Annotated in this window: 25 protein-coding genes; 19 read left to right on the top strand and 6 right to left on the bottom strand. The window is 68.3% G+C overall.

Annotated features, from left to right (window positions below; all coding sequences use genetic code 11):
- Window positions 1-11 precede the first annotated feature (11 nt).
- Complete coding sequence (locus tag ACFSCU_RS13635; RefSeq protein ID WP_180550182.1) at window positions 12-716, top strand: VIT1/CCC1 transporter family protein; 705 nt, start codon at window positions 12-14, stop codon at window positions 714-716.
- 121 nt (window positions 717-837) lie between these two features.
- Here the strand turns inward: ACFSCU_RS13635 and mnmA are convergent, their stop codons facing one another.
- Entirely contained in the window at window positions 838-1962 is a 1125-nt protein-coding gene (gene mnmA / locus ACFSCU_RS13630; protein ID WP_180550183.1) for a tRNA 2-thiouridine(34) synthase MnmA, read from the bottom strand.
- A 185-nt stretch (window positions 1963-2147) separates the two neighbouring features.
- On the opposite strand from mnmA, the gene ACFSCU_RS13625 reads away from it, so the two are divergent.
- Window positions 2148-3311, top strand: a complete 1164-nt coding sequence (locus ACFSCU_RS13625) for an ABC transporter substrate-binding protein (RefSeq protein WP_180550184.1) — start codon at window positions 2148-2150, stop codon at window positions 3309-3311.
- A 12-nt stretch (window positions 3312-3323) separates the two neighbouring features.
- Here ACFSCU_RS13625 and ACFSCU_RS13620 read toward each other — a convergent pair whose 3' ends face one another.
- Complete coding sequence (locus tag ACFSCU_RS13620) at window positions 3324-4082, bottom strand: sulfite exporter TauE/SafE family protein (RefSeq protein WP_333706843.1); 759 nt, start codon at window positions 4080-4082, stop codon at window positions 3324-3326.
- A 299-nt stretch (window positions 4083-4381) separates the two neighbouring features.
- Window positions 4382-4864: an NUDIX hydrolase gene (locus tag ACFSCU_RS13615; protein ID WP_180550185.1), complete on the bottom strand. Its 483-nt coding sequence runs from the start codon at window positions 4862-4864 to the stop codon at window positions 4382-4384.
- Window positions 4865-5059: 195 nt separating this feature from the next.
- Here ACFSCU_RS13615 and ACFSCU_RS13610 point away from each other — a divergent pair, with 195 nt between their 5' ends.
- From ACFSCU_RS13610 to ACFSCU_RS13585, 6 genes are all read left to right on the top strand, one after another.
- Entirely contained in the window at window positions 5060-6220 is a 1161-nt protein-coding gene (locus tag ACFSCU_RS13610) for a Re/Si-specific NAD(P)(+) transhydrogenase subunit alpha (RefSeq protein ID WP_333706844.1), read from the top strand.
- An 18-nt stretch (window positions 6221-6238) separates the two neighbouring features.
- Entirely contained in the window at window positions 6239-7078 is an 840-nt protein-coding gene (locus ACFSCU_RS13605) for a hypothetical protein (RefSeq protein ID WP_377560955.1), read from the top strand.
- 48 nt (window positions 7079-7126) lie between these two features.
- Window positions 7127-7441, top strand: coding sequence for an NAD(P) transhydrogenase subunit alpha part 2 (locus ACFSCU_RS13600; protein ID WP_377560954.1), 315 nt, complete (start codon window positions 7127-7129; stop codon window positions 7439-7441).
- A gap of 27 nt (window positions 7442-7468) precedes the next feature.
- A complete protein-coding gene (locus ACFSCU_RS13595) occupies window positions 7469-8890 on the top strand; it encodes an NAD(P)(+) transhydrogenase (Re/Si-specific) subunit beta (protein ID WP_180550189.1) in 1422 nt (473 codons plus the stop codon).
- A gap of 234 nt (window positions 8891-9124) precedes the next feature.
- On the top strand, window positions 9125-10834 hold the full coding sequence (locus ACFSCU_RS13590) for a long-chain-fatty-acid--CoA ligase (protein WP_377560953.1): 1710 nt from the start codon (window positions 9125-9127) through the stop codon (window positions 10832-10834).
- 79 nt (window positions 10835-10913) lie between these two features.
- On the top strand, window positions 10914-11675 hold the full coding sequence (locus ACFSCU_RS13585) for a 5'-methylthioadenosine/adenosylhomocysteine nucleosidase (RefSeq protein WP_180550190.1): 762 nt from the start codon (window positions 10914-10916) through the stop codon (window positions 11673-11675).
- Between the two features lie 229 nt (window positions 11676-11904).
- Here ACFSCU_RS13585 and corA read toward each other — a convergent pair whose 3' ends face one another.
- Window positions 11905-12891, bottom strand: a complete 987-nt coding sequence (gene corA / locus ACFSCU_RS13580) for a magnesium/cobalt transporter CorA (RefSeq protein ID WP_180550191.1) — start codon at window positions 12889-12891, stop codon at window positions 11905-11907.
- 381 nt (window positions 12892-13272) lie between these two features.
- On the opposite strand from corA, the gene hpf reads away from it, so the two are divergent.
- The 3 genes from hpf to hprK all read left to right on the top strand — a co-directional run bounded on the left by hpf (window position 13273) and on the right by hprK (window position 15284).
- Entirely contained in the window at window positions 13273-13602 is a 330-nt protein-coding gene (gene hpf / locus ACFSCU_RS13575) for a ribosome hibernation-promoting factor, HPF/YfiA family (RefSeq protein ID WP_180550192.1), read from the top strand.
- A 211-nt stretch (window positions 13603-13813) separates the two neighbouring features.
- Window positions 13814-14284, top strand: a complete 471-nt coding sequence (locus tag ACFSCU_RS13570) for a PTS sugar transporter subunit IIA (protein ID WP_180550193.1) — start codon at window positions 13814-13816, stop codon at window positions 14282-14284.
- A 43-nt stretch (window positions 14285-14327) separates the two neighbouring features.
- Complete coding sequence (gene hprK / locus ACFSCU_RS13565) at window positions 14328-15284, top strand: HPr(Ser) kinase/phosphatase (protein WP_180550194.1); 957 nt, start codon at window positions 14328-14330, stop codon at window positions 15282-15284.
- A gap of 66 nt (window positions 15285-15350) precedes the next feature.
- On the opposite strand, the gene fur is transcribed toward hprK, so the two are convergent.
- On the bottom strand, window positions 15351-15800 hold the full coding sequence (gene fur, locus ACFSCU_RS13560; RefSeq protein WP_180550195.1) for a ferric iron uptake transcriptional regulator: 450 nt from the start codon (window positions 15798-15800) through the stop codon (window positions 15351-15353).
- Between the two features lie 106 nt (window positions 15801-15906).
- Here fur and ACFSCU_RS13555 point away from each other — a divergent pair, with 106 nt between their 5' ends.
- The 8 genes from ACFSCU_RS13555 (at window position 15907) to ACFSCU_RS13520 (ending at window position 23638) form a co-directional block, all read left to right on the top strand.
- The gene (locus ACFSCU_RS13555) at window positions 15907-16434 is read left to right on the top strand and encodes an outer membrane protein assembly factor BamE (protein WP_257645699.1); all 528 of its coding nucleotides are present in this window, start codon (window positions 15907-15909) and stop codon (window positions 16432-16434) included.
- Window positions 16435-16489: 55 nt separating this feature from the next.
- Window positions 16490-17308: a 4-hydroxy-tetrahydrodipicolinate reductase gene (gene dapB / locus ACFSCU_RS13550; RefSeq protein WP_180550197.1), complete on the top strand. Its 819-nt coding sequence runs from the start codon at window positions 16490-16492 to the stop codon at window positions 17306-17308.
- A gap of 127 nt (window positions 17309-17435) precedes the next feature.
- Window positions 17436-18074 carry a MotA/TolQ/ExbB proton channel family protein gene (locus ACFSCU_RS13545; protein ID WP_180550198.1) on the top strand — a complete coding sequence of 213 codons (639 nt, stop codon included), beginning with the start codon at window positions 17436-17438 and terminating at the stop codon, window positions 18072-18074.
- A 128-nt stretch (window positions 18075-18202) separates the two neighbouring features.
- On the top strand, window positions 18203-18652 hold the full coding sequence (locus tag ACFSCU_RS13540; RefSeq protein WP_180550199.1) for an ExbD/TolR family protein: 450 nt from the start codon (window positions 18203-18205) through the stop codon (window positions 18650-18652).
- A gap of 119 nt (window positions 18653-18771) precedes the next feature.
- Window positions 18772-21483 (top strand): leucine--tRNA ligase, encoded by a 2712-nt coding sequence (gene leuS / locus ACFSCU_RS13535; protein ID WP_180550200.1) that lies wholly within the window; start codon window positions 18772-18774, stop codon window positions 21481-21483.
- Window positions 21483-21980, top strand: coding sequence for an LPS-assembly lipoprotein LptE (locus ACFSCU_RS13530; RefSeq protein ID WP_307776790.1), 498 nt, complete (start codon window positions 21483-21485; stop codon window positions 21978-21980). Before leuS ends, ACFSCU_RS13530 begins: the two co-directional genes overlap by 1 nt.
- Window positions 21981-22245: 265 nt before the next feature.
- Window positions 22246-23304, top strand: a complete 1059-nt coding sequence (holA, locus tag ACFSCU_RS13525; protein WP_180550201.1) for a DNA polymerase III subunit delta — start codon at window positions 22246-22248, stop codon at window positions 23302-23304.
- 121 nt (window positions 23305-23425) lie between these two features.
- Window positions 23426-23638, top strand: coding sequence for a CopG family transcriptional regulator (locus ACFSCU_RS13520; RefSeq protein ID WP_180550202.1), 213 nt, complete (start codon window positions 23426-23428; stop codon window positions 23636-23638).
- Window positions 23639-23783: 145 nt separating this feature from the next.
- On the opposite strand, the gene ACFSCU_RS13515 is transcribed toward ACFSCU_RS13520, so the two are convergent.
- Window positions 23784-24143: a hypothetical protein gene (locus ACFSCU_RS13515; protein WP_180550203.1), complete on the bottom strand. Its 360-nt coding sequence runs from the start codon at window positions 24141-24143 to the stop codon at window positions 23784-23786.
- Between the last annotated feature and the right edge of the window lie 134 nt (window positions 24144-24277).

Genomic DNA, 24277 nt, shown 5'->3' with positions numbered 1-24277 from the left:
CGCGTGCCTGCATGCCCCGCACCACCCATCGCGAATCCCACAAGCTGCACAACGCCGGCTGGCTGCGCGCCGCCGTGCTGGGCGCCAACGATGGCTTGATCTCGACCGCCGGTCTCGTCGTCGGCATGGCGGCGGCGGGCACCGAGCTGAAGACGCTGCTGCTCACGGCCGCCGCCGGGCTGACGGCGGGCGCGTTCTCGATGGCGGCGGGCGAGTACGTGTCGGTCAGCTCGCAGGCCGACGTGGAGCAGGCCGACCGCGCCACCGAAGCGCGTGAACTGGCCGAGCGCCCCGAGTGGGAGCTGAACGAACTCAAGCAGATTTACGTGCAGCGCGGCCTGTCGCCCGAGCTAGCCGACCAGGTGGCGCGCCAGCTGACCGAGAAGGACGCGCTGGGCGCGCACCTGCGCGACGAGCTGGGCATCACCGCGCACAGCGCCGCGCGGCCGCTGCAGGCGGCGCTGGCCTCGGCCGCGTCGTTCGTGGTCGGCGCGCTGCTGCCGATTCTGGTGGTGCTGCTGTACCACGGCCCGGGCCTGACCACGCTGCTGGTGGGCGCCACGCTGGTGCTGCTGGCGGTGCTGGGCGCGGTGGCCGCCAAGCTGGGCGGCGCCCCCATGGGCAAGGGCGCGGCGCGCGTGCTGTTCTGGGGCGCGCTGGCCATGGGCGCCTCGGCACTGATCGGCAAGCTGTTCGGCACGGGCATGGTGGGCTGAGGCATGCGGACCATATACTCCCCTGGTTGATGGCCGCCAGCGCCCGTGCGATGGTCGTCGCATCCATATACTCCCCTGTTTTCAGCCTTTCCGCCGAAAGCGTGGAGCGGCGCGCGCGGTATCAGGCCAGCGTGACCGCCGACGCGATCACGCCGCCACCCAGGCAGCGCTCGCCGTCGTACAGCACGGCGCTCTGGCCGGGCGTGACGGCCCATTGGGCCTCAGGGAAATGCAGGCGCAACGTGCCCGGCGCATCGCCGGCGGCCAGAGTGCAGGCCGCATCCTGCTGCCGGTAGCGCGTCTTGGCCGCATAGGCGCCGGGCGCCGGGGCTTCGCCGGCTGTCCACGCCGCGTCGTCGAACACCAGCCCGTGCGACAGCAGCCACGGGTGGTCGTGGCCCTGCACGGCGTAGAGCGTGTTGGTCGCCATGTCCTTGCGCGCCACGAACCACGGCGCGTGGTCGCCTCCGCCCCTTTGCGCACCTTTCTCCTTCACGCCGCCGATGCCCAAGCCCTGCCGCTGGCCGAGCGTGTAGAAGCTCAGCCCCACGTGCTCGCCGATCTTGCGCCCGCGCTCGTCCTTGATCGGGCCGGGTTTCGTCTGCAGATAGCGGTTGAGGAACTCGCGGAACGGCCGCTCGCCGATGAAGCAGATGCCGGTCGAATCCTTCTTCTTCGCGTTGGGCAGGCCGATCTCGGCGGCGATGCGGCGCACCTCGGTCTTGTGCAGTTCGCCCACGGGGAACAGCGTCTTGCCGAGCTGCGCCTGCGTCAGGCGGTGCAGGAAGTAGCTCTGGTCCTTGGCCGGGTCCAGACCCTTGAGCAGCTCGTGCCGCTGCAGCGCCTCGTTGAACCGCACTCTTGCGTAATGACCCGTCGCGATCTTCTCGGCGCCCAGCCGCATGGCGTGGTCGAGGAAGGCCTTGAACTTGATCTCGGCGTTGCACAGCACGTCGGGGTTCGGCGTGCGGCCGGCTGAATACTCACGCAGGAACTCGGCGAACACGCGGTCCTTGTAGTCGGCCGCGAAGTTGACGTGCTCGATCTCGATGCCGATCACGTCGGCCACAGCAGCGGCATCGACGAAATCGACGTTGGACGAACAGTATTCGCTGTCGTCGTCGTCTTCCCAGTTCTTCATGAAGATGCCCACCACCTCGTGACCGGCTTGCTTGAGCAGGTAAGCGGTGACGGCGGAATCGACACCGCCGGACAGGCCGACGACGACGCGGTGTTTGGCATGCATGGTGCGGGGATTATCGAGTGTGGCCACCGCGGCCCTGCGCGCGCGCCGTCCAAGCCCACACGGCCGGTGGCAACGGCCTGGGGGTATTTACCCATAGATAAAAAGTGCACATTTTTTAACAATCACCCCTCATTCAAGGGGTGCAGCCTGCCCCCGTCCACCTTGCACGCCCCCGGATGAAGCCGATGAACACCCTGCCCTACGCTGCCGCTTTTCGACCGCGTTCCTTCGCTGTGCGGCCTGCCTGGCGCCGCGCAGCGGCCGCGCTGCTGTTGGCCGTGGGCGGGGTGGCCGCGCAGGCCCAGATCCTGATCGGCCAGACCACGGCCGTCACCGGCCCGGTGGCCGCCAGCGTGGGTGAGACGCTGGTGGGCGTGCGCCTGTACCTTGACCACGTGAACGCCCGCGGCGGCGTGCATGGCGAACAGATCAGGCTGATCACGCTGGACGACAAGTTCGAACCCAAGCTGGCGGGCGAGAACGCGCGCCAGCTGATCGAGGAGCACAAGGTGGCGGCGCTGTTCATGAGCCGCGCCACGCCGCACACCCAGGCCATCCTGCCGCACCTGGCCAAGCACCAGATCGCCCTCATCGCGCCCTCCACCGGCGCCATGGTGCTGCACCAGCCGGTCAACCCGCTGGTGTTCAACGTGCGCTCCAGCTACCAGGCCGAGACGGAAAAGGCCGTCGAGCACCTGCACACGCTGACGCTGCAGCGCATTGCCGTGGTGCACGTGGACGACTCGTTCGGCGAAGACTGCCTGGCCGGCGCCATGAAGGGTTTCGACCGGTTGAAGTTCCAGCCCGTCACCGTGATCAAGGCCGACCGCGCCAAGCCCGATTACGCCGCCATCGTGCCGGAGCTGGTGGCCGCCAAGGCGCAGGCGGTGATCTGGATCGGCTCCAGCGTGGCGGTGAGCGGCGGCGTGAAAGCGCTGCGGGCGGCGGGCTCGGCGGCGCAGGTGGTCACGGTGTCCAACAACGCCTCGGGCGGCTTCATCAAGCAGCTGGGCGACGCGGCGCACGGGGTGATCGTGACGCAGGTGTTTCCCAACGTGCGCGCCATGGGCTACGGCATCAACCGCGAGGCCGACGCGCTGGCCAAGGCCAAGGGCGACGTGGCCCTGTCGCCGCAGATGATGGAAGGCTTTGCCGGTGCCAAGGTGCTGGTGGAGGCGCTGCGCCGCGCCGGCCCAAAGCCCACGCGCGAGCGCATCGTGGCGGCGCTGGGCAACATGAGCCACTACGACCTGGGCGGGCTGGAACTGGGCTTCGGGCCGGGCGACCGCACCGGCCTGAACTTCGTCGAACTGTCGATCATCGGCAGCGACGGCCGCTTCAGGCGCTGAGGCGCCGCCGCCTCAGCCGCTGCGCGCAAAAAACAGCGCGCTCATCACCAGCCCAGTCACGATGACGATGGCGCGCACCACGCGCACCGGCAGGCGCTTGGCCAGGCCGGCGCCGGCAAAGCCGCCCAGCGTGGCGAACACGGCCATCAGCAGCGCGGGCTTCCAGACAATGGCGCCGCCGATGGCGAAGGCGATGACGGAGACCACCGAGAGCACGAAGGAGTTGAGGTTCTTCAGCGCGTTGACGGTGTTCAGCCGCTGCTCGCCCACCAGCAGGTACAGCGCCATCAGCAGGATGCCCAGGCCACCGTTGAAGTAGCCGCCGTACACCGCCACGGCCAGCAAGCCCACGCTGCGCCAGCCGGCCAGGCCGCCGCCGTGCCCGCCACCCGCCCAGCGCGCCAGCCGCGGGCCGAGCGCGAACAGCGCGGTGGCGAACAGCAGCAGCCACGGCACCACGCCGGCGAACACCCTGGCGGGCGTGACCAGCAGCAGCAGCGCCCCGGCCACGCCGCCGAGGGCGCTCAGCACCACCTCGCGCACCAGCAGCGCGCGCGGCAGCGCCGCCAGCTCGGCCCGGAAGCCCAGCGCGCTGCCCAGGTAGCCGGGGCACACGGCCAGCGCGCTGGTGGCGTTGGCGGCAATCGGCGGCACGCCCGCCCACACCAGCGCCGGAAAGGTGAGAAAGGTGCCGCCGCCGGCGATGGCGTTCAGCACGCCGGCCGCGAAGGCCGCGGCGGCGAGCAGGGCGAAGTTGAGGATCGGATCCATGCGAGGCGAGGTGAATGCCAGGGTGGCGGGCGCAGCCAGTGTAGACAGCGCGCTGCAGCCGGGCCGTTGGCGCGGTTCAGCGGCTGCTCAGAGGCGATGCTGTCGGAGCGGGCTTGCCCGCGATGCGGCGGCGCCTCCGTCCAACCCTGCATCGCGGGCAAGCCCGCTCCCACAAGGCAAGATGCGCTCTGCTGCGCCACATACTCCCCATACACCCATCCGACAGCGCTTGATATTCGGGCGCTAAAACCGTATACCCCCACATCAATGCACTGCCCTCTAGCAGAACCCGCGGTCCTTCAGCCCGGTGCGCCGGCCGACGGGTCCATGTGCACCGCGTCCAGCGCAAAACGGCGGCCGGCCAGATGGTCCTGCACGCAGCGCCACACCAGCGGGCTGCGGTGGCGCGCCTGGCTGGCCTCGATCTCGGCCGGGGTCAGCCACAGCGTGCGCACGATGCCGTCGTCCAGCGGGCGCGCCGGGTCGGCCTCGCCGGCGCGGCCGCAGTAGGCAAAGCGCAGCCAGGTCGTCGGCTCGCCGCGCGCGTCGTGCGAGGCGGCCATGTACACGCCCAGCAAGGCCTCGGGCGTGAACACGCGGCCGGTTTCCTCCAGCGCCTCGCGCACCGCGCCGTCCTGCGGCGACTCGCCGGGCTCCAGGTGCCCGGCGGGCGTGTTCAGGCGCAGGCCGTCGCGGGTCTGTTCCTCGACCAGCAGGTAGCGGCCCTCGTGCGCGATCACCGCGGCCACGGTGACGCTGGGTTTCCATCGGCTCGAATTCATGGCGGGCGATTATGTGGCCCGCCAGCCGGCGCGCCGCTTGCGGCCCGCCCGGGGTGTCGCGCAAGGCGCTGGGGCGGCACCAAAATAAAGCATAATCGGTTCGAGGGAGTTTGCTTTGATAAGCTCTCACTTATACAAACCCAGTACAGCGTGCCAGGCATGGCCGGCCCGCTGCCCCCCACGAGGAGACGTTTCATGCTGATTGGCGTACCTGCCGAAACGGCGGCTGGCGAGACCCGCGTTGCCGTGACCCCGGAAACGGCCAAGAAGCTGGTCGGCCAGGGCCACACGGTGCGTGTGCAGTCCGGCGCCGGCCTGCGCGCCAGCGCGACGGACGAGGCCTATCAGGCCGCCGGCGCCGAAATCACCGATGCCGCGGGCGCCTTCGGCGCCGAGATGGTGCTGAAGGTGCGCAACCCCTCGCCCGCCGAAATCGCCGCCATGAAGCCGGGCACGGTGCTGGTGGGCATGCTGGAGCCGTTCAACGCCGAGGGCCTGCAACGCCTGGCCGCGGCCAACCTGACCGCCTTTGCGCTCGAAGCCGCGCCGCGCACCACGCGCGCGCAGAGCATGGACGTGCTTTCAAGCCAGGCCAACATCGCCGGCTACAAGGCCGTGATCATGGCGGCCGACAAGTACCAGAAGTTCTTCCCCATGCTGATGACCGCCGCCGGCACCGTGAAGGCGGCGCGCGTGGTCATCCTGGGCGTGGGCGTGGCCGGCCTGCAGGCCATTGCCACGGCCAAGCGCCTGGGCGCGGTGATCGAGGCGAGCGACGTGCGCCCGAGCGTGAAGGAGCAGATCGAATCGCTGGGCGGCAAGTTCATCGACGTGCCGTATGAAACAGCCGAGGAGAAGGAAGCCGCCGAAGGCGTGGGCGGCTATGCCCGCCCCATGCCGCCCAGCTGGCTGGAGCGCCAGAAGGTCGAGGTGGCCAAGCGCGTGGCGCAGGCCGACGTGGTGATCTCCACCGCGCTGATCCCCGGCCGCGCCGCGCCGGTGCTGATCACCGAGGACATGGTGAAGAGCATGAAGCCCGGCTCCGTCATCATCGACATGGCCGCCGGCAAGGGCGCGCCCAACCCCGACGGCAGCGTGGGCGGCAACTGCCCGCTGACCGAGGCCGACAGGACGGTGCAGAAGCACGGTGTGACCATCGTGGGCGAGACCAACCTGGCGACCCTGGTGGGCGCCGACGCCTCGGCGCTGTACGCGCGCAACGTGCTCGACTTCCTCAAGCTGTTGCTGCCGCCCGCCGCCAAGGGCGAGCCGCCGGCCAGCTTCCGCATCGACATGGAGGACGACATCGTCGCCGCCTGCCTGATGGCGCACGAAGGCGCGGTGACGCGCAAGTAAGAGAACAGGCTGTACCTCATGACCGTTCACACCCCGACATTCACCCGCGGCGCGCTGGCGCTGGCCACCCTGGCCGGCGCCGCCCTGCTGGCTGGCTGTGCCTCGCCGGGCACATGGTCGGCCAAGTGGCCCGACCGCGGCAGCCCGGCGGCCGTGGCCGGCAGCGCCGCCGCGCCGCTGATCCAGGTGCCGCCCACCAGCGTCGGCACCTGGTTCGACCTCGGCCATGTGCTGGCGCCCTGGATGGCCGGCGATGCGCCCGTGCCCGTCAGCGGTCCGGCCGCACCCACGCGCGTGGCCGGCCTGCGCCGCGAGGACGGCCGCTGGCTCGCCATCGTGCTGACGCAGACCGCGCCCGCCGGCGGCGCGCCGTGCCCGCTGCCGACCAGCCTGCACGTGGTCGACACCGGCACCACCGCCGACGGCTGCCTGCGCCTGCGCCGCGACGCCGACTTCGACCGCTGGCTGCAACAGCAGCATTCGGTGCTCTACCACTGGCTGGACGGCCGCGGCTGGACCTCGCAGCCACGTGCCTGGGTGGGCTACCGCGTGCCGGCCGACGGGGGTCGCGCCATCGAGACACACGCGCTGATCGACCCGTCGCTGATTGAGCCGACCACGCGCAACAACACCGACTTCCTGGCCGGCGGCCAGCCCGGCCTGCAATGGGCACGCGAACTGGCGGCCGCCACGCGCGCGGCCAGCGGCAGCGGCGTGCTGAACGTGCCGCCGTTCCCGTTTGCGCCGCAGGTGGCGCCACCGGCCCCGCCGGCCGTCGTGGCACCGCCGCCGCCCGCCCGCGCCACGCAGGTGCCGCCACGCCCGCCCGTGCAGGCGCCGCGCCGCGACCGCGAATAACGCTTTTCAACCATTCCCCACACGAGCCCGAGACCCACGGAGACCCGCATGGAAGCCATTTCGCCCATCGTTTTCAACCTCATCATCTTCGTGCTGGCGATCTACGTCGGCTACCACGTGGTCTGGAACGTGACCCCGGCGCTGCACACGCCGCTGATGGCCGTGACCAACGCCATCTCGGCCATCGTCATCGTCGGCGCCATGCTGGCGGCGGCGCTGACCGAAGGCGGCTTCGCCAAGACGATGGGCGTGCTGGCCGTGGCGCTGGCGGCGGTCAACGTGTTCGGCGGTTTTCTGGTGACCCGGCGCATGCTTGAAATGTTCAAGAAAAAAGAGCGTCCTGCCAAGGCTGAGAAAGCCTGAGCAGCTACGAAATAAGGAGCATTCCACATGAGCATGAACCTCGTCGCCCTGCTGTACCTGGTGGCCAGCGTCTGTTTCATCCAGGCACTGAAGGGGCTGTCGCACCCCACCACCTCGATCCGCGGCAACCTGTTCGGCATGGTCGGCATGGCCATCGCCATCTTCACCACCGCCGGTCTCATCATCTCGCTGGCCGGCTCGGCCCTGGGCCTGGGTTGGGTGCTGCTGGGCCTGCTGGTGGGCGGCACGGCCGGCGCCATCATGGCCAAGCGGGTCGAGATGACCAAGATGCCGGAGCTGGTGGCCTTCATGCACAGCATGATCGGCCTGGCGGCGGTGTTCATCGCCATCGCCGCGGTGGCCGAGCCCTGGGCCTTCGGCATCTCGGCCCACGGCCAGCCGATCCCGGCCGGCAACCGGCTGGAGCTGTTCCTCGGCGCGGCCATCGGTGCCATCACCTTCAGCGGCTCGGTCATCGCCTTCGGCAAGCTGTCGGGCAAGTACAAGTTCCGCCTGTTCCAGGGCGCGCCGGTGGTGTTCAGCGGCCAGCACATGCTGAACCTGATCCTGGGCATCGCCACGGTGGCCTGCGGCCTGTGGTTCATGGCCACTCAGAGCTGGACCGCCTTCTACCTGATGCTGGCGCTGAGCTTCATCCTGGGCGTGCTGATCATCATCCCCATCGGCGGTGCCGACATGCCGGTGGTGGTGTCGATGCTGAACAGCTACTCGGGCTGGGCGGCGGCGGGCATCGGCTTCTCGCTCAACAACAGCATGCTGATCATCGCCGGCTCGCTGGTGGGCTCGTCGGGCGCGATCCTGAGCTACATCATGTGCAAGGCCATGAACCGCTCGTTCTTCAACGTGATCCTGGGCGGCTTCGGCGGCGAGGCGGGCGCGGGTCCGGCCGGCGCGCAGGAGCAGCGCCCGGTCAAGAGCGGCAGCGCCGACGACGCCGCCTTCATGCTGGGCAACGCCGACAGCGTGATCATCGTGCCCGGCTACGGCCTGGCGGTGGCGCGCGCGCAGCACGCCGTGAAGGAACTGGTCGACAAGCTGGTCGACAAGGGCATCGACGTCAAGTACGCCATCCACCCCGTGGCCGGCCGCATGCCGGGCCACATGAACGTGCTGCTGGCCGAGGCCGAGGTGCCCTACGACCAGGTGCACGAGATGGAAGACGTGAACGGCGAGTTCGGCCAGGCCGACGTGGCCATCATCCTGGGCGCCAACGACGTGGTGAACCCGGCCGCGCTGCAAAAGGGCAGCCCGATCTACGGCATGCCGATCCTGGAGGCCTACAAGGCCAAGACGGTGATCGTCAACAAGCGCTCCATGGCCGCCGGCTATGCGGGCCTGGACAACGAGCTGTTCTACATGGACAAGACCATGATGGTGTTCGGCGACGCCAAGAAGGTGGTCGAGGACATCGGCAAGGCCATCGAATAACCCCACGCCGGCCGGGTCGCTGGCCGGCACACGATGCTGAATCGCACGATCGTGCGAAAAGTATCATTGCGCGCTACTTTTTGTCGCGCGACGCTGGATTCTGGTAAACGCCAGTACCGCAGCGCAGCATGACGTTACACAATGGTGCACAGGGGTGGCCATTCGCGGCCCACCCGTGCATCATTTCTTCTACCCGCCACGCCCCGTGGCGCAGCCTCCAGGAGTTGTCACGACATGACTGAGCGCATCTGGCTCGCCGATTACCCCGCAGGTGTCCCGGCCGACATCGACCCGTCGCAATACCCTTCGCTGGAGGCGCTGCTCGAGAACAGCTTCAAGCAGTACGCCGACCGCACGGCCTACAGCTTCATGGGCAAGGACATCAGCTACGCCGAGACCGACGCGCAAAGCCGCGCCCTGGCGGCCTACCTGCAGAGCCTGGGGCTGGCGCGCGGCGACCGCGTGGCCATCATGATGCCCAACGTGCCGCAGTACCCGGCCACGGTGGCCGCCATCCTGCGCGCCGGCTACGTGATCGTCAACGTCAACCCGCTGTACACCGCGCGCGAACTCGAGCACCAGATGAAGGACTCCGGCGCCAAGGCCATCGTCATCATCGAGAATTTCGCCGCCACGCTGCAGAAGTGCATCGCCAACACGCAGATCAAGCACGTGGTGCTGGCCAGCATGGGCGACCGCCTGGGCGGCCTGAAGGGGATGATCGTCAACTTCGTGGTGCGCAAGGTCAAGAAGCTGGTGCCCGCCTTCAGCCTGCCGGGCGCCGTGCGCTACAACGACGCCATCGCCAAGGGCCAGGGCGCGCCTTTCAGTGCACCGCAGATCGGCCCCGACGACGTGGCTGTGCTGCAGTACACCGGCGGCACCACCGGCGTGGCCAAGGGCGCCGTGCTGCTGCACCGCAACCTGATCGCCAACGTGCTGCAGTCCGAGGCCTGGAACGAGCCGGTGATGAAGCAGATCCCGGCCGGCGAGCAGTCCACCAGCGTGTGCGCGCTGCCGCTCTACCATATCTTCGCCTTCACGGTGAACATGATGCTGAGCCTGCGCAACGGTGGCAAGGTGATCCTGATCCCCAACCCGCGCGACCTGCCGGCGGTGCTGAAGGAGCTGAGCAAGCACACCTTCCACAGCTTCCCGGCCGTCAACACGCTGTTCAACGGCCTGGCCAACCATCCCGACTTCAACACCGTCAACTGGAGCAACCTGAAGGTCTCCATCGGCGGCGGCATGGCGGTGCAGAGCGCCGTGGCCAAGCTGTGGCTCGAGAAGACCGGCTGCCCGATCTGCGAAGGCTACGGCCTGTCGGAGACCAGCCCCTCGGCCACCTGCAACCCGGTGACGTCGAAGGAATTCAGCGGCACCATCGGCCTGCCGCTGCCCAGCACCTACATCAAGATCCTGGACGACAACGGCCACGAGGTGCCGCTGGGCCAGGCGGGCGAGATCGCCATCAAGGGCCCGCAGGTGATGGCCGGCTACTGGCAGCGCCCGGACGAGACCGCCAAGGTCATGACCGCCGACGGCTACTTCAAGAGCGGCGACATCGGCATCATGGACGAGCGCGGCTACACCAAGATCGTCGACCGCAAGAAGGACATGATCCTGGTGAGCGGCTTCAACGTCTACCCCAACGAGATCGAGGACGTGGTGGCCGGCATGCCCGGCGTGCTGGAAGTGGCCGCCGTGGGCGTGCCCGACGAGAAGATGGGCGAGGCCGTGAAGCTGGTCATCGTCAAGAAGGACCCTGGCCTGACCGAGGACGCGGTGCGCAAGTTCTGCCACGACAACCTGACGGGCTACAAGCGCCCGCGCGTCATCGAGTTCCGCGACGAACTGCCCAAGACGCCCGTCGGCAAGGTGCTGCGCCGCGAGCTGCGCGACAAGCCGGCACCCGTGAAGGCCGCGGGCGTATCCGTCAACTGAGCGCCCGGCACCATCGACGTTTGCTATTGATAAAATAGCTATCAGCGCTTGCCAGACAAGCGCCGAAGGTCGATTTGACATGAAAACCCACGGTCGCACCGGCATTGTCGCGGCGATGCAGCAGGAGCTGTCGGCCGTGCTGGCGCGCCTGCCCGACGAGCAGCGCCAGCGCGTGGCCGGCCGCGACTTCTGGGTCGGCCACTGGCACGGGCACGAGGTGGTGGCGGTGCTGTCGCGCGTCGGCAAGGTGGCCGCGGCCACCACGGCGGCGGCGCTGATCGAGCGTTTCGGTGTCGACCGCATCGTCTTCACCGGCACGGCGGGCGGACTGGCGGAAGGCGTGCGCGTGGGCGACCTGGTGGTGGCCGACGCGTTCATGCAGCACGACATGGATGCCTCGCCGCTGTTCCCACGCTTCGAGGTGCCGCTGTATGGCCAGTCGCGCTTCGCGGTGGACGCCGGTTTGTCCCAGGCGCTGGCGCAGGCCGCACGCAGCGCGGTGGCTGCGCCGATGGTCACCCTGGGTGCCGATGCGGTGGCCGAGTTCGGCCTGGGCGCGCCGCGCGTTCACCAAGGCCTGATCGTCAGCGGCGACCGCTTCGTCGCCACCAGCGCCGAAAGCGCGGCCTTGCGCGCCGCCCTGCCCGATGCGTTGGCCGTCGAAATGGAAGGCGCCGCCGTCGCCCAAGTGTGCCACGACTACGGCCTGCCCTTCGCCGCCGTGCGCACCGTCAGCGACCGTGCCGACGACGCCGCGCATGTCGATTTCATGCGCTTCATCGACCAGGTCGCCAGCCGCTACAGCGCCGCGATCCTGGAGCATTACTTCGAAACGCTATGATTTAGGTAGCTTCTAGCGCTTGCCGGTTCTGGGCCACGACCGCTTTTTATTGAAACCAGCCCTCACCCCAACCCTCTCCCGCCAGCGGGAGAGGGAGTAAAAAAGCGCTGCGCAGCAAGCGCGATCGGAAGGCCGCGGAGCAGGCCACGCGCGAACGCCGCGGCCGGGCTTGCACCGGCCGCAGGCGTTGTCCCCCAGTGGGGGAAGCCGCGCAGCGGCACAGGGGGCGTCATTTCAACCAGCCCTTGCGCCGGAAGTACCACATCGGCAGCAGCGCGCTGACCGCCATCAGCCCCAGCGCCCAGGCGTAGCCGTACTGCCATTCCAGTTCGGGCATCAGCTTGAAGTTCATGCCGTACAGGCTGGCCACCAGCGTGGGCGGCAGCAGCGCCACGCTGGCCACCGAGAACAGCTTGATGATCTTGTTCTGGTTGATGTTGATGAAACCGACCGTGGCGTCCATCAAGAAGTTGATCTTGTCGAACAGGAAGGTGGTGTGGCTGTCCAGCGAGTCGATGTCGCGCATGATCTGGCGCGCTTCCTCGAACTGCTCGGCATCCAGCATCTTGCTGCGCATCAGAAAGCTCACCGCGCGACGCGTGTCCATCACGTTGCGGCGCACGCGGCCGTTCATGTCTTCCTGCCGGGCGATGGTGGCCAGCACCTCGCCGGCCACCTCGTCACCCACGTTGCCGTCCAGCACCTTCTTGCCCGCCGCCTCCAGCGCGTCGTAGACGCCCTCCAGCGTGTCGGCGCAGTATTCGGCGTCGCCATCCAGCAGCGCCAGCAGCACGTCCTTGGCGTCGTCCAGCAGGCCGGGCATGCGGCGCGCGCGCATGCGCAGCAGGCGAAAGGCCGGCACCGTCTCCTCGTGGATCGAGAACAGCACGCCATGGCTGCGCAGCTGCTGGTTGACGTTGTTCAGGATGAAGGCCACGCGCGCCTGGCGCGACTCGTCGAAGTCGGCCACCAGAAAGTCGCTGCGGATGTGCAGCTCGCCGTTGTCCTCTTCGTAGAAGCGGGCCGATTCCTCGATGTCGTCGTCGGTCGCGTCCTCGGGAATCGACAGCCCGTAGTATTGCTTGACCCAGCGCTTTTCCTCCGGCGTCGGGTCCTCCAGGTCGACCCAGATCGGGAGGAACTTGGACAGTTCCTCCAGCGATTCGATCTCTTCCTGGAACAGCCGTCCGTTGGACAGCGTGAAGACGTTGAGCATGGCAAGACTCCCTGGGCGGTGAAGGCGGGTGTGGCGCGGCGGGCGGTGGGTGGCTTTCGGCCCCCCGCGCGCCAGCGGTTCCCAGGGAGGCGAAAGCTATCGACTCGGGACGGGTTCCAAGGCGGGCTTTCGTTGAACGATCAGGACGGGGCGGATTATGGCACTGCGCCATGATCCGCGAAGCGCACGGCGCCGCCGCTGTCAACCTTGCCACGGCCGAACCGTGTGCCTGAAAGGGATTTGCCGGGCGGGATTGCTTTCGCCCCCGAACCGGCGCATAGTGGCTTGGCGTGACAGTGCCATGACGCCCCCGTCAGGTGCTGTGTTCCTGGCCACCGGGCGCTCCGGTCCGGGGCCGTCATCCCAGAAGGAGACTCCTTTATGAACTTGACGATCAGCGGACACCATCTCGAAGTCACTCCTGCGCTGCGCAGCTACGTGACGAGCAAGCTGGACCGGGTGACCCGGCACTTCGACCAGGTGGTGGACGTGAAGGTGTTGCTCTCGGTCGAGAACAAGCAGGAAAAGGACAAGCGCCAGCGGGCCGAGTGCCGCATCGGGGTCAAGGGCAACGACCTGTTTGCCGAAAGTGCCCACGAGGATCTGTACGCCGCCGTCGATGAGCTGGTCGACAAGCTCGACCGTCAGGTGGCCAAGCACAAGGAGAAGCTGCAATCCCACGACAGGGCGGCCGCCAAGCATTTGATGTAGTATCGTGTAACAACAACGAGCGAAGACTGTAGACTCCAGTTTGCAAGCCGCCCCGGCATCCTGCCGGGCGGCTTTCTTTTTCAGTCCGAGATGTGCACGTACCCGGTGAAGTGCCCGAACTCGCCCCCTGGGCGATGCCTGCCTGCACGCGGTGGCGGCGCCGCCATGAAATGCCGCGCGCCACAGGCGCATAATTGCAGGGTCAATGCCCATGAACCGTCTAGCCTCCATCCTTCCTGAATCGCAGGTGCTGGTGGGTGTCGAAGCCACCAGCAAGAAGCGCGCTTTTGAAGAAGCGGGCCTGCTGTTCGAGAACCTGCACGGCCTGTCGCGCGCGCTCATCACCGACAGCCTGTTCGCGCGCGAGCGCCTGGGCTCCACCGGCCTGGGCCACGGCGTGGCCATTCCGCACGGCCGCATCAAGGGCCTGAAGGCGCCCATGGCCGCGGTGCTGCAACTGGCGCAGCCGATCGGCTTCGACGCGCCCGACGAGCAGCCCGTGGGCCTGCTGATCTTCCTGCTGGTGCCCGAGGCGGCGACGCAGAAGCACCTCGAGATCCTGTCCGAGATCGCCGAGCTGCTGAGCGACTCGGGCCTGCGCGAGCGCATCAAGGCGGCGGGCTCGGTGCCCGAGCTGCACGGCCTGATCGCGCAGTGGCAGTCGGCCCAGGTTGCCCCGTGACCGCGGGCCCTGCCCGCGCCGCTGACGCGACGCAGCGCCGGCCATGAAGCCCACCGTCATCAGTGCCGACGTCCTGTTCGAGGACCACCGCGCCACGCTGCGCTGGCACTGGATCGCCGGGCTCGAGGCCTCCGAGCGCCGCTTCGACGATGCCGCCATCAGCCAGGCGCGCTCCAGTGCCGACCTGGTCGGCTACCTGAACTACATCCACCCCTACCGCGTGCAGATCCTGGGCGAGCGCGAGGTCGCCTACCTGACCAACGGCTCGCCCGAGGACTGCGCGCGCCGTGTGGCGCGCATCGTCACGCTGGAGCCGCCGGTGCTGGTGCTGTGCGACGGCCAGACCGCGCCGGACGCGCTGCTGTCGATGTGCGAGCGGGCGCAGATCCCGATGTTCGCCACGCACGAATCGGCGGCCTTCGTCATCGACGTGCTGCGCGCCTACCTGTCCAAGCACTTCGCCAACCGCACCACCATGCACGGCGTGTTCATGGACATCCTGGGCCTGGGCGTGCTGATCACCGGCGAATCGGGCCTGGGCAAGAGCGAGCTGGGGCTGGAGCTGATCTCGCGCGGCCACGGCCTGGTGGCCGACGACGCGGTGGACCTGTTCCGCATCAACCAGGCCACCATCGAGGGCCGCTGCCCCGAGCTGCTGCAGAACCTGCTGGAAGTGCGCGGCATCGGCCTGCTCGACATCCGCGCCATCTTCGGCGAGACCGCCGTGCGCCGCCACATGCGGCTGCGCCTGATCGTGCACCTGGTGCGGCGCGAAACCATGGAGCGCGACTACGAGCGGCTGCCCTACGAGCCGCTGACGCAGGAGGTGCTGGGCGTGCCGATCCAGAAGGCGGTGATCCAGGTGGTGGCCGGCCGCAACATCGCCGTGCTGGTGGAGGCGGCGGTGCGCAACCACATCCTGCAGCTGCGCGGCATCGACACCTACCAGGAGTTCGTCGACCGCCACCGCCGCGCGATGGAAAAAGGCGGCGACGCCTGACGCTTCCGTCTTGATAGCTGCTTACGCCCTACCGGCGGGCGCTGGAGGCCTTTTTGACCTGAAACCTCAGCGCCGCACCGGCGGCGTGCCGCTGTCGCGGTAGGGGCACTTGGCCTTGGTGCAGTGGGCGTACAGGCTGAGCGCGTGGTCGGCAATGGTGAAGCCGCGCGCCTTGGCCACCGCGGTCTGGCGCTTCTCGATCTCGGGGTCGTGGAATTCCTCGACATGGCCGCAGTCCAGGCACACCAGGTGGTCGTGGTGCTCGTCCTCGCGCAGCTCGTACACCGCCTTGCCGGCCTCGAAGTGGTGGCGACTCAGCAGGCCGGCCTGCTCGAACTGCATCAGCACGCGGTACACGGTGGCCAGGCCGATCTCGGACTGCTCGGCCAGCAGCACGCGGTAGACGTCCTCGGCCGTCATGTGGCGCTGCTCGGCCTTCTGGAAGATCTCCAGAATCTTCAGCCGGGGCAGGGTGGCTTTGAGGCCGGTGCTCTTGAGTTCGTCGATCATGTCCATGCCGGATCGTCTCGTCACAGCGCGCCGTGGCGCCGCCGCTACAATGACCGGCCGTATTGTGCATGAGCCGCGACGCATGTCTGTCATTCACCGAACCCATGCCCGCATGACCGCGCGGGTCATGCTGGCCGTGCTGGCCGCGGCCCTGGGCGCCTGCAGCAGCTTCGACCAGGGCACCCGCAGCCTGGCCGATGCCATCACCCTCTACAAACCCGAGGTGGTGCAGGGCAACTTCGTCTCCAAGGAGCAGGTGGCCGCGCTGCAGCCGGGCATGACGCGGCTGCAGGTGCGCGACATCCTGGGCACGCCGCTGGTCACCAGCCTGTTCCACGGCGACCGCTGGGACTACGTGTTCACCATGCGGCGCCAGCGCGTCGAGCCGCAGAACTTCCGGCTCACGCTGTTCTTCCAGGGCGACGTGCTGGAGCGCTTCGAGGGCGACGACATGCCCAGCGAGACCGAGTTCGTGCAGCGCATCAGCCGCGAGCGCAAGGTCAAGGTGCCGCGGCTCGAGGCCACCGAGGAGCAGCTGGCCAAGTTCCCCGCCGCTGCCGGCCCGGCCGGTGCCGCTTCGGCCGCGCCCGCGTCCGCGCAGCCGGCGGGCAGCTACCCGCCGCTGGAGCCGGCGCGCTGAGCGCACGCCCCGCGCCGGCCCGCGGGCCGGTTGTCTGACTGGACTTCATCTGCCAATGACCACCACCACTTCACCGCTGCGCGTTGCCGTTGCCGGCGCCACCGGCCGCATGGGCCAGATGCTGATCGAGGCCGTGCGCACCGCCGGCGACTGCGCCCTGGCCGGCGCGCTGGACCGCGAAGGCAGCCCCGCGCTGGGCCAGGATGCCGGCGGCTTTGCCGGCTGGGCCAGCGGCGTGGCCGTCACGGCCGACCTGGACGCCGGCCTGCAGGGCGCGCAGGTGCTGATCGACTTCACCCGCCCCGAGGCGACGATGGTGCACCTGGCCGCCTGCCGCCGCCATGGCGTGGCGCTGGTGATCGGCACCACCGGTTTCAGCGAGGCGCAGAAGGCCGAGATCGCCGCTGCCGCGCAGGACATCGCCATCGTCATGGCGCCCAACATGAGCGTGGGCGTCAACGTCACCCTCAAGCTGCTGGAGATGGCGGCCAGGGCGCTGTCCACCGGCTACGACATCGAGGTGATCGAGGCGCACCACCGCCACAAGGTGGACGCGCCCAGCGGCACCGCGCTGCAGATGGGCGAGGTGATCGCCGCCGCGCTGGGGCGCGAGCTGAAGGATTGCGCCGTGTACGAGCGCTACGGCCACACCGGCGAGCGCGACCCGTCGACCATCGGCTTCGCCACCATCCGCGGCGGCGACATCGTGGGCGACCACACGGTGCTGTTCGCCGGCACCGGCGAGCGCATCGAGATCAGCCACAAGAGCAGCAACCGCCAGGGCTACGCGCAGGGCAGCCTGCGCGCCGTGCGCTTTCTGGCCGGCAAGCGCAGCGGCCTGTTCGACATGGCCGATGTGCTGGGCCTGAAGTGACCGGCCTTCATTATTTTGATAGCTGCCAGCGCTTGATATATAACGATTTCAGCATGAAAACAACCTGAAATCGAGATATAACAAGCGCAAGCAGCTATGATTTTCATATCACGTTGACCTCCATCCCATGAACCTGCAACAAGTCTTCATGCAGAGCGACGCCATCGGCAAGGCCGTGGCGATTTTGCTGCTGCTCATGTCCATCGCCAGCTGGGTGGTGATTCTGTGGAAGGCGTGGATGCTGCGCCGCGCCGGTGGCGACGTGGCGCGCAGCGTGGCGGCGTTCTGGCAGGCGCCCTCGCTGGCCGATGCGGCCGGCCGCGTCGGCGGCTTCGACCGCGGCCAGCTGGTGCTGCCGCTGATCCAGTCCACCCAGGCGCCCGCCGGCGGCACGCTGGCGGCGGCGGGCGACCGTGCGCAGCAGCTCACGCGCGCGCTGCGCGATGCGCTGCACGCCGTCATGGGGCGGCTGCAGTTCGGCCAGGTGCTGCTGGCCACCATCGGCTCCACGGCGCCCTTCGTCGGCCTGCTGGGCACGGTGTGGGGCATCTACCATGCGCTGATCGGCATCGCCGGCTCGGGGCAGATCAGCATCGAGCGCGTGGCCGGCCCGGTGGGCGAGGCGCTGATCATGACCGCCGCCGGCCTGGCGGTGGCCATCCCGGCCGTGCTGGCCTACAACTGGTTCGGCCGCGTCATCGGCAACATCGAGGCCGAGCTGGAAGGCTTTGCGCGCGACTTGCGCGAACTGCTGGCAAAACATTGATGCACCCGAACATGTTCATCAACCTATCCAACACCCACCGGACGCCGCCGGGCCGCCCCAAGGCGGCCGCGGCCCCCTCGGGGGGCAGCGCAGCACGCGCAGCGGCGAAGCGTGGGGGCATGTGACTCATGGCATTCGGACGACTCGAACGCACCAAGGGCAGCGAGCCCATGAGCGACATCAACGTCACGCCGCTGGTCGACGTGATGCTGGTGCTGGTGGTGATCTTCATCATCACCGCGCCGCTGCTGGCCAGCTCGATCCGGCTTGACCTGCCCAAGACCGACGCCGCCAAGCCGGGCGATCCGCCCAAGTTCGTCACCGTCGCAGTCGACAAGGCCGGCCAGGCCTTCTTCGACGACAGGCCGGTGACGCAGGCCGAGCTGGGCGCCGCCCTGCAGGACGCCGCCCGCGCCAACCCCGAGACCGAGGTGCAGCTGCGCGCCGACCAGGGCGTGCCCTACGGCCGCGTGGTCGAGGTGATGGGCGAGGCGCAGAAGGCCGGGCTGAACCGCATCGGCTTCGTGGCCGAGGCGCCGGCCGGCGCCGCGCCACCGACGCCGGCAGCCTCCAACTGATTCAGAGCCTTTTCGGGCGTTTGCGCAGACACGGCAAGCGCCGGCAGCTATCAACCAGATAGCATCAACGAGAGGCGCCGGCGCCGCAACCCCGCCACGCGCCCGCCTACAATTTGCCCATGCAAGAGAAATACAGCCACACCGACGTGGAACGGGCGGCGCACGCCCATTGGCAGGCGCGCGATGCCTATCGCGTGACCGAGGACGCGCGCAACGCCCAGGGCGCGCCCAAGCCCAAGTACTACGCCTGCTCCATGCTGCCCTACCCCAGCGGCAAGCTGCACATGGGCCACGTGCGCAACTACACCATCAACGACATGCTGGCGCGCCAGTTGCGCATGAAGGGCTTCAACGTGCTCATGCCCATGGGCTGGGACGCCTTCGGCCTGCCGGCCGAAAACGCCGCGCTGAAGAACGGCGTGCCGCCCGCGAAGTGGACCTACGACAACATCGCCCACATGAAGGGCCAGATGCAGGCCATGGGCCTGGCCATCGACTGGAGCCGTGAAGTCGCCACCTGCGACGCCAGCTACTACAAGTGGAACCAGTGGCTGTTCCTGAAGATGCTGGAAAAGGGCATCGCCTACCGCAAGACCCAGGTCGTCAACTGGGACCCGGTGGACCAGACCGTGCTGGCCAACGAGCAGGTCATCGACGGCAAGGGCTGGCGCACCGGCGCCGTGGTGGAAAAGCGCGAGATCCCCGGCTACTACCTGAAGATCACCGACTACGCGCAGGAGCTGCTCGACCACGTGCAGATCGGCAACCCCAAGGCCACGCTCGACGGCTGGCCCGAGCGCGTGCGCCTGATGCAGGAGCACTGGATCGGCAAGAGCGAAGGCGTGCGCTTTGCCTTCCCGCACGACATCCGGGGCGACGACGGCGCGCTGATCCAGGACGGGCGCATGTACGTGTTCACCACGCGCGCCGACACCATCATGGGCGTGACCTTCTGCGCCGTGGCGCCCGAGCACCCGCTGGCCGCGCAGGCCGCCAAGGGCAACCCCGAGCTGGCCGCCTTCATCGAGAAGTGCAAGCAAGGCGGCACCACCGAGGCCGAGCTGGCGCTGAAAGAAAAAGAGGGCATGCCCACCGGCCTGACGGTGACGCACCCGCTGACCGGCGAGGCCGTGCCGCTGTGGGTGGGCAACTACGTGCTGATGAGCTACGGCGACGGCGCCGTGATGGGCGTGCCCGCCCACGACGAGCGCGACTTCGCCTTCGCGCTGAAGTACGGCCTGCCCATCGTGCAGGTGGTGCATGTCGACGGGCAGGAATACAGCTACACCCAGTGGCAGGACTGGTACGCCGACAAGCAGAACGGCGTCACCATCAACTCCGAAAATTTCAGCGGCTTGGCGTACCCGGAGGCGGTGAACGCCGTCGCCAAGGCACTGGCCGATCAGGGCCTGGGCGAGAAGAAGACCACCTGGCGCCTGCGCGACTGGGGCATCAGCCGCCAGCGCTACTGGGGCACGCCGATCCCGATGATCCACTGCGAGGCCTGCGGCACCGTGCCGGTGCCCGAGCAGGACCTGCCCGTGGTGCTGCCGCAGGACCTGGTGCCCGACGGCAGCGGCAACCCGCTGAACAAATGCGAGGCCTTCCTGGCGTGCACCTGCCCGCAATGCGGCAAGCCGGCGCGGCGCGAAACCGACACCATGGATACCTTCGTGGACTCGTCGTGGTACTTCATGCGCTACTGCGACCCGGCCAACGACCAGGCCATGGTGGCGGGCGGCACGCAGTACTGGATGCCGATGGACCAGTACATCGGCGGCATCGAGCACGCCATCCTGCACCTGCTGTACGCACGCTTCTGGACCAAGGTGATGCGCGACCTGGGGCTGGTGCAGATCGACGAGCCCTTCACCAGGCTGCTCACGCAGGGCATGGTGCTGAACCACATCTATTCGCGCCGCAACGAGAAGGGCGGCATCGAATACTTCTGGCCGGCCGACGTCGACCCCGTGATCGACGCCGACGGCAAGCAGGTGGCCGCGCGCCTGAACAAGGACGTGGGCAACCTGCCCGCCGGCACGCTGATCGACTACGAGGGCGTGGGCACCATGTCCAAGTCGAAGAACAACGGCGTCGATCCGCAGGCGCTGATCGACCAGTACGGCGCCGACACCGCGCGCCTGTACACCATGTTCACCTCGCCGCCCGAGCTGACGCTGGAGTGGAACGACGCCGCCGTCGAAGGCAGCTACCGCTTCCTGCGCCGCGTGTGGAACTTCGGCCTCAAGCTGAATACTATTGAAAATGTAGCTGCCAGCGCCCTATTGGCGGGCGCTGCAGCCCAGAATGGCATTCAATTCAGCAAGACCGCCAAGACCTTGCGCCACGAGATCCACAGCGTGCTCGGCCAGGTCGACTACGACTACCAGCGCCTGCAGTACAACACCGTGGTGTCGGGCGCGATGAAGATGCTGAACGCGCTGGAAGCCTTCAAGGGCGACGGCTCGCCCGGCGACAACGCGGCGCTGGCCGAGGGCTTCAGCAAGCTGCTGCGGGTGCTGTACCCGGTCACGCCGCACATCACGCACACGCTGTGGCAGCAACTGGGTTTTGCCGCCGTGCAGGGCGAGCTGCTCGACGCGCCCTGGCCGCAGATCGACCCCGAGGCGCTGAAGCAGGACGAGATCGAACTGATGCTGCAGATCAACGGCAAGCTGCGCGGCGCCATCCTGGTGCCGGCCAGCGCCAGCAAGGACGACATCGAGCAGACCGCACTCGCCAGCGAAGCCTTCCTGAGGCACAGCAGCGGCGGCGCGATCAAGAAGGTGGTGGTGGTGCCCGGCCGCCTGGTCAACGTGGTGGTGGGCTGATGGCCATGCCGCCGCGCCGCGCCCTGCTGCTGGCCGCTGCCACGGCGCCGCTGCTCAGCGCCTGCGGCTTCCAGCTGCGGCGCGCGCCCGAGTTCGCATTCCGCCGCATCGCCCTGGCCCTGCCCGCCGCGTCGTCACTGGCGGTCGAGCTGCGCCGCCAGCTCGAGGGCACGGGCCGGCTGGAGATCGTGGCCGACCAGAGCAAGGCCGAGGTGGTGCTGGAAAGCCCCGGCGAGCAGCGCGAGCGCACGGTGGTCAGCGTCACCGCCACCGGCGAAGTGCGCGAATTCCAGCTGCGCATCCGCTTCCGCTTCAGGCTGCGCACGCCCGAGGGGCGCGAGTTGCTGCCCATGTCCGAGATCCTGCGCCAGATCGACCAGAGCTACAGCGAATCCGCCGCGCTGTCGAAGGAGCAGGAGGCGCTGATGCTGTACCAGAACATGCAGAGCGACATCGTGCAGCAGGTGATGCGGCGGCTGGCGACAGTAAAAATATGACCCCCCTGAGTCGCCTGCGGCGCCTTCCCCAGGATTCGGAACATCCCCCTGAGCGGCTTGCGCCGCTTCCCCCTTCTCTCTGCGGGAAGGGGGACAACGCCAGTGGCCGGCGCAGGTCCGGCCACGGCGTTCTCGCATGGCCTGCTCCGCGGCCTTGGGTTCGGGCTTGCTGCGCAGCCCGTGTGCTCCCGCTCCCGCGTGCGGGAGAGGGTTGGGGTGAGGGCACGCGTCCATCGCCCGCGCGCCTTCTGGCAAAGAGCGCCTGATGCAACTCGCCGCCGCGCAACTCGCGAACCATCTGCAGAAGGGCGTGCGCCCGCTGTACACGCTGCACGGTGACGAGCCGCTGCTGCAGCAGGAGGCGGCCGACGCCATCCGCGCCGCGGCGCGTGCGCAAGGCTACACCGAGCGCACGGTGCACACCGTCGCCGGCGCGCACTTCGACTGGAGCGCGGTGCTGGCAGCCGGCAGCAGTCTGAGCCTGTTCGCCGACAAGCAGATCGTCGAGGTGCGCATCCCGTCCGGCAAGCCGGGCAAGGACGGCAGCGCCGCGCTGCAGCAACTGGCCGACAGCGCCGCCGGCAACGACAGCACGCTGACGCTGGTGCTGCTGCCGCGGCTGGACAAGCAGACGAAATCCGGCGCCTGGTTCACCGCGCTCGACGGCGCCGGCGCCACGGTGCAGATCGACAGCATCGAACGCGCCGCGCTGCCGCAATGGATCGCCCAGCGCCTGGCCGCGCAGGGGCAGCGGGTGATGCCGGGCGAGGAAGGGCAGCGCGCGCTCGCTTTCTTTGCCGACCGCGTGGAAGGCAACCTGCTGGCCGCGCACCAGGAGATCAGCAAGCTGGCGCTGCTGTACCCCGCGGGCGAGTTGAGCGTCGAGCAGATCGAGGCGGCGGTGCTGAACGTGGCGCGCTACGACGTCTTCAAGCTGTCCGAAGCCGTGCTGGGCGGCCAGCGCGCGCGCGTGCAGCGCATGCTCGACGGCCTGCAGGCCGAGGGCGAGGCCGAGGTGCTGGTGCACTACGCGCTGGCCGAGGACATCCGCGCCCTCAAGCGCGTGAAGGACGCCGTGGGCGAAGGCCGGCCGCTGCCGATGGCGCTGCGCGAGCAGCGCGTGTGGGGCTTGCGCGAGCGCTTGTTCGAGCGCGTCCTGCCGCGCCTGACCGACATGCAGCTGGCCAACCTGCTGCATGCGGCGCACCAGGTGGATGGCATCGTCAAGGGCCTGAAGCACCCTGGCTGGCCGCAGGAGCCCTGGCCCGCACTGCACCGGCTGGCGCAAAGCCTGTGTGGCGCCTGCGGCGGCGCGGCCCGATAACCGGCCGCGCGGCGGTAGCGCGGTACGATTTCACGCCTGTCTGCGCTGCGTTGGCCGCCAGGCCCTGTGGATGCAGCTCTGAATGACATGCTCGTTAGAATGCAAGTTCAATCCAACGCGTATGCGCAACCTCGAACAGAAAACCGCCCGGCTGACCGTGCTCATCGACCCTTCCAAGAAGAAGGCGTTCGAGGCGCTGTGCGCGTCGCAGGACGTGACGCCGTCGCAGGTGGTGCGCCGCCTGATCCGCGACCATCTGCGCCAGCACGGCGTGCAGTGGGCGCCCGGCGAGATCGACGACCAGCAGCCGTCGTCGATGGCATCGCAGGACTGACACCCTCTGCTTCCCACTTGAAAACCCGAACCGCATGAAGCGTTGACGCGTCGCGCCCGCGGCTGCGCCATCGGCTCTCCGATGGGCCACGAAAAAGCCCCGGCATGCCGGGGCTTCGTTCATTCGATGTGGCGCCAGGGCCAGATCAGAAGTTCATTTCCTTGTCCACGTCCTGCACCTTGCGGCGGGCCATGGCCAGGTTGGCGCGCTGCTTGTCCAGCACGAAGTAGACGAACACGCCGTCCTTGCGCGCCGACGGGCGCAGGATGTGGTACTGCTTGCCCAGGGTGATCAGGATGTCCTCGATCACGTCGTTCAGGCCCAGCGAACGCATGGTCTTCATCTTGGAGCGGATCACTTCGGTGTTGCCGGCGGCAGCCACTTCCAGATCGACGCCGGAGCCGACCGAGCCCAGCATCATGCCGCTGGCAGAGTCGACCACGGCCGCGCACATGGCGCCATCCAGGGTCATCAGTTCGTCGAGGGTTTGCTTGATGGTCGCCATGTTCGTTTCCTTCTTGGCCAATGGATTGAGGGGTTCGCTTGCTTCGCAGCACATTGCAATGCGTTACATGCTGATGGCATGGTAATTCGCGGATCATGGGCGTCGCAATGCACCGCCGCGCCTTTGCGGCCGCT

It is taken from the genome of Ottowia beijingensis, from assembly GCF_042680925.1.
Classification (GTDB): domain Bacteria; phylum Pseudomonadota; class Gammaproteobacteria; order Burkholderiales; family Burkholderiaceae_C; genus Ottowia; species Ottowia beijingensis.
This window is presented reverse-complemented; position numbering and strand designations above follow the sequence as displayed.

Excerpts from the sequence above, each read along its gene's own strand:
- ACFSCU_RS13635 (WP_180550182.1), top strand. The coding sequence starts at position 12 with ATGCCCCGCACCACCCATCGCGAATCCCACAAGCTGCACAACGCCGGC.
- corA (WP_180550191.1), bottom strand. The coding sequence starts at position 12,891 with ATGCTCAACGTCTTCACGCTGTCCAACGGACGGCTGTTCCAGGAAGAG.
- ACFSCU_RS13520 (WP_180550202.1), top strand. The coding sequence starts at position 23,426 with ATGCGCAACCTCGAACAGAAAACCGCCCGGCTGACCGTGCTCATCGAC.
- ACFSCU_RS13620 (WP_333706843.1), bottom strand. The coding sequence starts at position 4,082 with ATGGATCCGATCCTCAACTTCGCCCTGCTCGCCGCCGCGGCCTTCGCG.
- ACFSCU_RS13615 (WP_180550185.1), bottom strand. The coding sequence starts at position 4,864 with ATGAATTCGAGCCGATGGAAACCCAGCGTCACCGTGGCCGCGGTGATC.
- hpf (WP_180550192.1), top strand. The coding sequence starts at position 13,273 with ATGAACTTGACGATCAGCGGACACCATCTCGAAGTCACTCCTGCGCTG.
- mnmA (WP_180550183.1), bottom strand. The coding sequence starts at position 1,962 with ATGCATGCCAAACACCGCGTCGTCGTCGGCCTGTCCGGCGGTGTCGAT.
- holA (WP_180550201.1), top strand. The coding sequence starts at position 22,246 with ATGCAACTCGCCGCCGCGCAACTCGCGAACCATCTGCAGAAGGGCGTG.
- hprK (WP_180550194.1), top strand. The coding sequence starts at position 14,328 with ATGAAGCCCACCGTCATCAGTGCCGACGTCCTGTTCGAGGACCACCGC.
- ACFSCU_RS13530 (WP_307776790.1), top strand. The coding sequence starts at position 21,483 with ATGGCCATGCCGCCGCGCCGCGCCCTGCTGCTGGCCGCTGCCACGGCG.
- ACFSCU_RS13585 (WP_180550190.1), top strand. The coding sequence starts at position 10,914 with ATGAAAACCCACGGTCGCACCGGCATTGTCGCGGCGATGCAGCAGGAG.
- dapB (WP_180550197.1), top strand. The coding sequence starts at position 16,490 with ATGACCACCACCACTTCACCGCTGCGCGTTGCCGTTGCCGGCGCCACC.
- fur (WP_180550195.1), bottom strand. The coding sequence starts at position 15,800 with ATGGACATGATCGACGAACTCAAGAGCACCGGCCTCAAAGCCACCCTG.
- ACFSCU_RS13540 (WP_180550199.1), top strand. The coding sequence starts at position 18,203 with ATGGCATTCGGACGACTCGAACGCACCAAGGGCAGCGAGCCCATGAGC.
- ACFSCU_RS13545 (WP_180550198.1), top strand. The coding sequence starts at position 17,436 with ATGAACCTGCAACAAGTCTTCATGCAGAGCGACGCCATCGGCAAGGCC.
- ACFSCU_RS13555 (WP_257645699.1), top strand. The coding sequence starts at position 15,907 with ATGACCGCGCGGGTCATGCTGGCCGTGCTGGCCGCGGCCCTGGGCGCC.
- leuS (WP_180550200.1), top strand. The coding sequence starts at position 18,772 with ATGCAAGAGAAATACAGCCACACCGACGTGGAACGGGCGGCGCACGCC.
- ACFSCU_RS13610 (WP_333706844.1), top strand. The coding sequence starts at position 5,060 with ATGCTGATTGGCGTACCTGCCGAAACGGCGGCTGGCGAGACCCGCGTT.
- ACFSCU_RS13600 (WP_377560954.1), top strand. The coding sequence starts at position 7,127 with ATGGAAGCCATTTCGCCCATCGTTTTCAACCTCATCATCTTCGTGCTG.
- ACFSCU_RS13625 (WP_180550184.1), top strand. The coding sequence starts at position 2,148 with ATGAACACCCTGCCCTACGCTGCCGCTTTTCGACCGCGTTCCTTCGCT.
- ACFSCU_RS13515 (WP_180550203.1), bottom strand. The coding sequence starts at position 24,143 with ATGGCGACCATCAAGCAAACCCTCGACGAACTGATGACCCTGGATGGC.
- ACFSCU_RS13605 (WP_377560955.1), top strand. The coding sequence starts at position 6,239 with ATGACCGTTCACACCCCGACATTCACCCGCGGCGCGCTGGCGCTGGCC.
- ACFSCU_RS13590 (WP_377560953.1), top strand. The coding sequence starts at position 9,125 with ATGACTGAGCGCATCTGGCTCGCCGATTACCCCGCAGGTGTCCCGGCC.
- ACFSCU_RS13595 (WP_180550189.1), top strand. The coding sequence starts at position 7,469 with ATGAGCATGAACCTCGTCGCCCTGCTGTACCTGGTGGCCAGCGTCTGT.
- ACFSCU_RS13570 (WP_180550193.1), top strand. The coding sequence starts at position 13,814 with ATGAACCGTCTAGCCTCCATCCTTCCTGAATCGCAGGTGCTGGTGGGT.